The 868-nt window shown below is 64.6% G+C and carries 1 protein-coding gene; it reads left to right on the top strand.

Annotated elements, in window-relative coordinates; genetic code table 11:
• Positions 1-49: 49 nt before the first annotated feature.
• Positions 50-858, top strand: a protein-coding gene (locus ABD256_RS44185; RefSeq protein ID WP_344432405.1) for an IS5 family transposase whose coding sequence is annotated in 2 segments (ribosomal slippage) — positions 50-398 and positions 398-858 — 810 coding nt in all. Because the reading frame shifts where the segments join, the coding sequence is not laid out codon by codon here.
• Positions 859-868 lie beyond the last annotated feature (10 nt).

Genomic DNA, 868 nt, shown 5'->3' with positions numbered 1-868 from the left:
AGAGCGTGTCTCGTATGGATGTTGTGGCTGATGATGCATGATCGTTGCCATGGCTGATGCGTTGTCCCGGCGGCTGGTGCCGGATGAGTTGTGGGCTCTGGTCGAGCCGTTGATTCCCTCGTTTTCGCCGCGTCCGCAGGGTGGTGGCAGGGCGCCGGTCGACGACCGGGCCGTGTTCACCGCGGTGGTGTACGTGCTGACCAGCGGGTGTGCGTGGCGGATGCTGCCACCGTCGTTCGGTGTCACGGTGCCGACCGCGCATCGCCGGTTTACCGAATGGACCCAAGCCGGCCTGTGGCCTCGACTGCACCGGGCAGTCCTGGATGAACTGGGCAGCCAAGGCGAGATCGACTGGTCCAGGGCAGTCCTGGACGGAGCATCGGTTCGGGCGAAAAAAGGGGACCCATGACCGGCCCGAACCCGGTCGACCGCGGCAAGTCCGGATCGAAGATCCACGTCCTGTCCGACCGGGCGGGCCTGCCACTGGCGGTCGCGGTATCCGCTGCGAACACCAACGACTCCTACGCTCTCAAACCCTTGGTCATGGCGATCCCGGCGATCAAGTCCCGACGCGGGCCCCGCCGCCGCAAACCCGGCAAACTGCATGCCGACAAGGCCTACGACCACGCCGACCTACGGGACTGGGTCCGCGATCGTGGCATCGTCGTGCGCATCGCCCGCAAAGGCATCGAGTCCAGCAGGAAACTCGGCAAACACCGCTGGGTCATCGAACGATCCATCGCCTGGCTCTTCGGCTACCACCGGCTCACCATCCGCTATGACCGCTACGCCAACCACTTTTGCGCCTTCCTCACCCTCGCCGCCACGCTTACCTGCTACAAGAAACTCACCAAATGAGACACGCTCT

It is taken from the genome of Amycolatopsis minnesotensis (assembly GCF_039529815.1).
GTDB classification, from domain to species: Bacteria; Actinomycetota; Actinomycetes; order Mycobacteriales; family Pseudonocardiaceae; genus Amycolatopsis; species Amycolatopsis minnesotensis.
Note: the sequence above shows the minus strand (reverse complement) of the source record. Positions and strands in the feature narration are given on the sequence as shown.